The organism is Acidovorax sp. KPB24-03, assembly GCF_057546605.1.
The window spans coordinates 1-6,436 of sequence record NZ_BAAJYR010000196.1 but is presented as its reverse complement, the minus strand read 5'-3'; the positions used below and the strand labels follow the sequence as shown (position 1 = coordinate 6,436).

At 68.7% G+C, this 6,436-nt stretch carries 7 protein-coding genes and 1 tRNA gene; 5 read left to right on the top strand and 3 right to left on the bottom strand.

The window, feature by feature from the left end; all coding sequences use genetic code 11:
- Positions 1-129 precede the first annotated feature (129 nt).
- From AC27KI_RS16880 to AC27KI_RS16870, 3 genes are read left to right on the top strand one after another with little or no spacing between them, the layout of a single operon-like run.
- Complete coding sequence (locus AC27KI_RS16880; protein WP_272549570.1) at positions 130-318, top strand: 4-oxalocrotonate tautomerase; 189 nt, start codon at positions 130-132, stop codon at positions 316-318.
- Positions 319-348: 30 nt separating this feature from the next.
- On the top strand, positions 349-1,815 hold the full coding sequence (locus tag AC27KI_RS16875) for a DHA2 family efflux MFS transporter permease subunit (protein WP_284406664.1): 1,467 nt from the start codon (positions 349-351) through the stop codon (positions 1,813-1,815).
- Positions 1,816-1,875: 60 nt separating this feature from the next.
- Positions 1,876-2,643: a class II glutamine amidotransferase gene (locus AC27KI_RS16870; RefSeq protein WP_284413330.1), complete on the top strand. Its 768-nt coding sequence runs from the start codon at positions 1,876-1,878 to the stop codon at positions 2,641-2,643.
- A 24-nt stretch (positions 2,644-2,667) separates the two neighbouring features.
- Here AC27KI_RS16870 and AC27KI_RS16865 read toward each other — a convergent pair whose 3' ends face one another.
- Positions 2,668-2,820, bottom strand: a complete 153-nt coding sequence (locus tag AC27KI_RS16865; protein ID WP_272565744.1) for a hypothetical protein — start codon at positions 2,818-2,820, stop codon at positions 2,668-2,670.
- 201 nt (positions 2,821-3,021) lie between these two features.
- On the opposite strand from AC27KI_RS16865, the gene AC27KI_RS16860 reads away from it, so the two are divergent.
- Positions 3,022-4,101, top strand: coding sequence for a YihY/virulence factor BrkB family protein (locus AC27KI_RS16860; protein WP_284406666.1), 1,080 nt, complete (start codon positions 3,022-3,024; stop codon positions 4,099-4,101).
- An 86-nt stretch (positions 4,102-4,187) separates the two neighbouring features.
- On the opposite strand, the gene AC27KI_RS16855 is transcribed toward AC27KI_RS16860, so the two are convergent.
- Positions 4,188-4,263: transfer RNA gene (locus AC27KI_RS16855), tRNA-Arg, on the bottom strand.
- Positions 4,264-4,296: 33 nt separating this feature from the next.
- Entirely contained in the window at positions 4,297-4,989 is a 693-nt protein-coding gene (locus AC27KI_RS16850; RefSeq protein WP_284394426.1) for a TetR family transcriptional regulator, read from the bottom strand.
- 215 nt (positions 4,990-5,204) lie between these two features.
- Between AC27KI_RS16850 and AC27KI_RS16845 the strand changes: the two genes are divergently transcribed.
- Positions 5,205-6,436 (top strand): efflux RND transporter periplasmic adaptor subunit (locus AC27KI_RS16845; protein WP_487114855.1); only part of this gene is annotated, 1,232 nt, incomplete at its 3' end.

Here is a 6,436-nt window from a genome sequence, read left to right as displayed (position 1 = left end):
CCGGCCAGCGCGGCACCGCCTGCCTGTGCCCCCGGTGCGCGGCCGGAACGGGCTCCGCGCCACAGGGCGCGGCAACCGGCGCGCCGATATGATGGCCGCTCCCTTTTTTGAACTCCCTGAAGGACCGACATGCCGACGTACCACATCGAAATGATGGAAGGCCGCACCATCGAACAGAAGAAGAAGCTGGTGGAAGAGATCACCCGCGTGTCGGTGGAAATCCTCGGCGGCTCGCCCGACTCGGTGGACATCCTCATCACCGACGTCAAGCGCGAGAACTGGGCCACCGGCGGAAAGCTCTGGTCCGAGCGGACCTGATCCGGCCGGCCCCTGCCCGATTTCCGCCCGATGACCGGTCCCGGCTCCACCGCCCTGCTGCGCGAACGGTACGGCGAGCGCTACCGCTGGCTGCTCCTGCTGTCCGTGATGGTCGGCACGATGGCCTCCATCATGTCGTCGACCATCGTGAACGTGGCCATTCCCGACATGAGCCACTACTTCACGCTCGGCCAGGAACGCGCGCAGTGGGTGTCGTCGGGTTTCATGGTGGCCACCACGGTCGCCATGCTCACCACCCCCTGGCTGCTGGCCCGCTTCGGCTACCGCGCGACCTACGTGGGCGCCATGGTGCTGCTGCTGGTGGGAGGCATCGGCGGCGGCGTGGCCAGCCACTACGGGCTGGTGCTGGCCGCCCGGGTGCTCGAAGGGCTGGCCGCGGGCGTGGTGCAGCCGATTCCGGCGGTCATCATCCTCTATGCCTTCCAGCCGCACGAGCAGGGCCGCGCAAGCGGCATCTTCGGCATGGGCGTGGTCCTGGCCCCGGCCATCGGCCCGAGCATCGGCGGGCTGCTGGTGGACTGGTTCGGCTGGCGCTCGATCTTCTTCATGGTGGTGCCGTTCTGCATCGCCTCCATCGCGCTGGCCTATCGGTTCGTGCCGGTCAGCAGCCCCGGCGGCGCCGTGGCCGGCCAGTCCGGCAACGCGCTGGACTGGCGCGGGCTGGTGCTGGGCGCGGTCGGCACGCTGTGCCTGCTCAACGGCCTGGTGGCGCTGCACGGCGGGCCAGGCCTGCAGGCCGGCGCGCTGCTGCTGGCGGCCTTCGCGGCCCTGGCCGTCTTCATCGCGTGGCAGCGCCGGCAACTGGCGCGCGGCGCCACGCCGCTCATGGACCTGCGCCTCTTCGAATACCGGCAGTTCGCCATGGGCAGCATCGTGGCCTTCATCTACGGCACGGCGCTCTTCGGCTCCACCTACCTGCTGCCGGTGTTCATGCAGCTGGGCCTGCAGCTGTCGGCCTCGCACGTGGGCACCATCATGCTGCCGGCCGGCATCGTGCTGGCCATCACCATTCCCATCGTGGGCCGGCTGGCCGACCGGCACCCCACGCACTGGCTGGTGGGCACGGGCCTGGCGCTGCTGGCGATCTCGTTCGCGCTCATGGTGCTGGTCGATCTGACCAGCGGGCTGTGGATGCTGGTGGTGTTCGCGGTGCTGGGGCGCATCGGGCTCGGGTTCATCCTGCCCTCGCTCAACCTGGGGGCCATGCGGCCGCTGGCCAAGCCGCTCATCGCGCAGGGCTCCAGCGCCATCAGCTTCGTGCGCATGCTGGGCGGCGCAGCCGGCGTGAGCCTGTGCGGGATCGTGCTCGAATGGCGCATCGCCGCGCATGGCGACTCGCTGCAGAACGCGGTCAGCAGCCCGGCGCGCATCGCCGCCTTCGGCGAAACCTTCCTGCTGCTCACCGGCCTGTGCCTGCTGGCGCTGGTGGCCGCGTGGCAGCTGCGCGCGCCCAAGACCGCGGCGCCGGGCCGCTGAACCCGATCCCGTCCCTGGCCTTCCGCCCTTCGTCCTTTTCTTTCTTTTCTCCCAAAGCCCATGTGCCAGTTGCTCGGAATGAATGCCAACACGCCGACCGACGTGACGTTCAGCTTCACGGGGTTCGCGCAGCGTGCCGGCAACACGGCGGACCATTCCGACGGCTGGGGCATCGCGTTCTTCGAAGACAAGGGCCTGCGCCATTTCGTGGACCACCAACGCGCGGTGGATTCGCCCGTGGCCGAGCTGATCCGCCGCTACCCCATCCAGAGCCGCAACGTCATCGCCCACATCCGCAAGGCCACGCAGGGCAGCGTCTCGCTGCAGAACTGCCACCCGTTCGTGCGCGAGCTGTGGGGCCGGTACTGGGTGTTCGCGCACAACGGCGACCTCAAGGACTTCCGCCCGCGGCTGCATTCGCACTTCCACCCCGTGGGCACGACGGACAGCGAACATGCCTTCTGCTGGATCATGCAGGAGCTGGCCAAGTCCCACGCGGGCGTGCCCAGCATTCCGGAGCTGACCATCACCCTGCGCGAACTGGCCGCGCGCATCGCCCCACACGGCACGTTCAACTTCCTGCTGTCGAACGGCCAGGCGCTGTGGGCGCATGCCTCCACGCAGCTCTACTACATCGAGCGGCGCCACCCTTTCTCGCAGGCACGCCTGTGCGACGAAGACCTGCGCATCGATTTTTCCGCCCACACCACGCCGCAGGACCGCGTGGCCGTCGTCGTGACCGCGCCGCTCACCAGCGACGAGCAGTGGACCGCTTTCCAGAGCGGCGAGTTGCGGGTGTTCGTGGATGGGGCCTGCGTCACGCCGTAGCGCGCTGGCACGGCGGGCGTGGCATCAGCCCAGCGGTTTCCACACGGGCGGTTCGGGGTCGGGATAGAACGGCACGCCGCCCCGCCCCGCCGGCTTGAACATCGCCTCCCGCTGGCGCTGGCGCTTAATCTCCCGGGGCTTGGCTTTATCGGAACACTGGCGGTGCGAACGGGACATGCACGGACCTCGCAAAGGTTCTGGGAATGACCGGATTACCGCACCGCCCGCGGCCGCCCCCGTGTGGGACGGCGCCCTCGCGCTGCATCGGACGGGCTCCCCGTGGGGAACGAACGGGACCGGCGAAGGGCGCTTCCGGCCCCCTCCTACAGCCTGCGGCAATGCGATTGGTTACACCAGAGGCCTGACCCCGGAACCGCAATGAACGCCTCGACCCTTTTTCGACTCGCCAAGAAATCCTGCCAGGCCTGGCTCGACGACTACGCCCCCAGCATGGGGGCCGCCATCTCCTACTACACCGCGTTCTCCATTGCGCCGCTGCTCGTCATCGTGATCTCCATCGCCGGTGCCGTGTTCGGCCAGGACGCGGTGCGCGGCACCATCGAAGGACAGATCTCCGGCCTGGTGGGGCGCGACGGCGCGCTCGCCATCCAGGGCCTCATCAAGAGCGCCCGCGAGCCCACAGAAGGCATCATCGCCAGCACCATCAGCCTAGTGCTGCTGGGCATCGGCGCGACCACGGTGTTCGGCGAGATCCAGAGCGCGCTCGACCGCATCTGGCACGTGCCGGAGCCCGCCAAGCCGAGCGGCATCTGGGGCCTGCTGCGCGCGCGCTTCCTGTCGTTCGGGCTGATCCTGGGCCTGGCCTTCCTGCTCATGGCCTCGCTCACCGTCAGCGCGGCGGTGGCGGCGGCGGGCACCTGGCTCGGCGCGCTGATGCCGGGCTGGGAGCTGATGCTGATGGGCATCAACACCCTGCTGTCGATGAGCATCAGCTGCGTGCTGTTCGCGATGATCTTCAAGTTCATGCCCTCGGTGCCGATCGCCTGGCGCGACGTGTGGGTGGGCGCTGCGGTGACCGCCGTGCTGTTCGAGGTGGGCAAGGTGCTGATCGGCCTGTATGTGGGCAAGGCGGGCCTGAGCTCGACCTATGCCGCCGCCGGCGCCATCGCGGTCGTGCTGATCTGGGTGTATTACGCCGCGCAGATCTTCCTGCTGGGCGCGGAATTCACCAAGGTGTATGCGGCCGAGCACGGCTCGCATGCCGCCGCCCCCGAGGCCTTGCTCGACCCGGTCGAGCCCCGCAAGGGCGGGGCCGACGCCAACTCGGCGCTCACGCCCGTCACGCCTTTGCCCGCGCCCGCCATGCAAGCGGCTCCGGCAGCGCCCTTGTCCACCGGCGCCCTGGCCACCACCGTGGCCCTGCTGGCCGCGCGCGTGGCGCTGTCGTTGTGGCTGGAACGGCGTGAAAAGCGCGATGCGTTGCGCAGGCGCCGCTAATGCGGGGATAACGCCGGACGCGAATCGGAAGGAATGGAAAAAGAGGGAGAACCCAGTGCGTTGTCCGGCACTGCGGCGATCATCGATGGTGCGGCTGGCGGGGATCGAACCCACGACCCTTGGCTTCGGAGGCCAATACTCTATCCACTGAGCTACAGCCGCACAGCGGGCCATTGCGGCCCGATCAGTCGGCGATTATGGCACGGCCCTCGCGGCGTGCGGGCACACGTCCCGCAAAGAGCAATCCTGCAGCCAGTCCGGCAACGGGGGCAGCTCCAGGCCCAGCCCGCGCAGGTAGGCGTCCACCGAGGCACGCCCGGTCGCCGGGAGGTCGAAATTGGCGCGGTTCAGGATCCAGCCCTGCAGCAGCCCTTCGAAGATCGCCTGCAAGGCGATGGCCGCGATCTGCGGGGGCATGGGCAGCTGCACCTTCTGGCTTTCGGCGGCCAGGCGCAGGTCGTTGGCAAGCTGCTCGCGGAAGGCGCCGCAGGCGGCGATGTGCCGGTCGCGCACGCCCGCCAATTCCTCGACGTATTCCACCCGGAAGAAAGCGATCTCGAAGACACGCTGCATGCGCTGGTCCTGCGCCAGGTTGCGCAGCACCAGGTCGATTACGCCGCGCATGCGCTGCAGCGGCGCCATGTCTTCGTTGCTCTCGCATTCGCCATTGGCGCGCTCCAGCGGCAGGGTGACGCGCTCCATCATCGCGTTGAACAGATCGACCTTGTCCTTGAAGTGCCAGTAGATGGCGCCCCGCGTGGCGCCGGCGGCCTGCGCGATCTCGTTGAGCGACGCGTGCGACACACCCTTCTGGTAAAAGACCTGCTCGGCCGCATCCAGCAAACTATTGCGTGTCGCAACGGCGTCTTCTTTGGTGCGTCGGGCCATGGGGCATGTCTCCTTTTGTGTTCGATGTCCGCGTTTTTCTGGCATTGCCCACCCCGTGGAAAGGGCGGCGCCAGCGCTCCGCAGCAATTATACATTCATGTTTGTATGTATAATCGCGCACCGAATTCAAGGGCCATCTGCTTGGTTGATGCCGATCAAAGACATCTCCGTGCCTGCATGGCCTTTTCAATCAGCGCATTTCCGGAAGGACTTTCATGCTTCGCCTCAGTGACGATCTTGGCGTTTCCGCTGCCGCCCTCCACCCCGCACGCCGGGTCGTGGCCCTTTGCCTCAGCCTGGTCGCCGCCACCGTCCTGGTGGCCTGCGGCAAGAGCGAAGCCCCGGCCCAGGCCGGTGGCGGCGCCCCTCCCCCGCCCCAGGTGGGCGTGGTCACCGTGGCGCCCGGCGACGTGGGCCTCGTGACCGAACTGCCCGGCCGGCTGGAGGCCTCCCGCGTCGCCGAAGTGCGTGCACGGGCCGCGGGCATCCTGCAAAAACGCCTGTTCACCGAAGGCAGCGACGTGAAGGCTGGGCAAAAGCTCTTCGCCATCGACGACGCGCCTTACCGGGCTTCGCTGGAAAGCGCCCGGGCGAGCGTGGCGCAGGCCGATGCCAACGTGGCACAGACCCGCGCGCTGGCCGAGCGCTACAAGCCGCTCGTGGCCGTCAACGCGATCAGCAAGCAGGAATACGACAACGCCGTCGCCTCGCAAAAGACTGCCGAGGCCAACCTCGCCGCCGCCCGCGCCTCCGTGACCACGGCACAGATCAACGTGGGCTACGCGGCCGTGACCGCCCCCATTTCCGGCCGCATCGGCCGCGCGCTGGTGACCGAAGGCGCGCTGGTGGGCCAGGGCTCGGCCACCGAGCTGGCGGTCATCCAGCAGATCGACCCGCTGTACGTGAACTTCACGCAGTCCGCCTCCGAAGCGCTCAAGCTCAAGGCGGGCCTGGCCAGCGGCAAGTACAAGCAGGCCGGCAAGGGCTCGGCCAGCGTGAGCGTCGTGCTGGAAGACGGCAGCCTCTATCCCCAGACCGGCAAGCTGCTCTTCACCGACCTGACGGTGGACCCGACCAGCGGCCAGGTCACGCTGCGCGCCGAGATCCCCAACACCGACCGCCAGCTGCTGCCGGGGCTCTACGTGCGCGTGCGCCTGGAGCAGGCCCAGGTGGCCGGCGGCGTGCTGCTGCCGCAGCAGGCGGTGACCCGCTCGGCCAAGGGCGACACCGTGATGGTGGTGGGCGCGGACAACCACCTCACGCCGCGCCCCATCAAGCTCGGGCCGGCCCAGGGCACGAACTGGGTGGTGCTCGAAGGCCTGCAGACGGGCGAAAAGGTCATGGTGGACGGCTTCCAGAAGCTGCCGCGCGGCAAGCCCGGCGATCCGATCGTGGTGCAGCCCGTGGCCTGGCAGGCCGGCGGCGCTGGCGCCGCGGCGCCCGGTGC

Coding starts and splice junctions, on each gene's coding strand:
- AC27KI_RS16880 (WP_272549570.1), top strand. CDS start 130: ATGCCGACGTACCACATCGAAATGATGGAAGGCCGCACCATCGAACAG.
- AC27KI_RS16850 (WP_284394426.1), bottom strand. CDS start 4,989: ATGGCCCGACGCACCAAAGAAGACGCCGTTGCGACACGCAATAGTTTG.
- AC27KI_RS16865 (WP_272565744.1), bottom strand. CDS start 2,820: ATGTCCCGTTCGCACCGCCAGTGTTCCGATAAAGCCAAGCCCCGGGAG.
- AC27KI_RS16860 (WP_284406666.1), top strand. CDS start 3,022: ATGAACGCCTCGACCCTTTTTCGACTCGCCAAGAAATCCTGCCAGGCC.
- AC27KI_RS16870 (WP_284413330.1), top strand. CDS start 1,876: ATGTGCCAGTTGCTCGGAATGAATGCCAACACGCCGACCGACGTGACG.
- AC27KI_RS16875 (WP_284406664.1), top strand. CDS start 349: ATGACCGGTCCCGGCTCCACCGCCCTGCTGCGCGAACGGTACGGCGAG.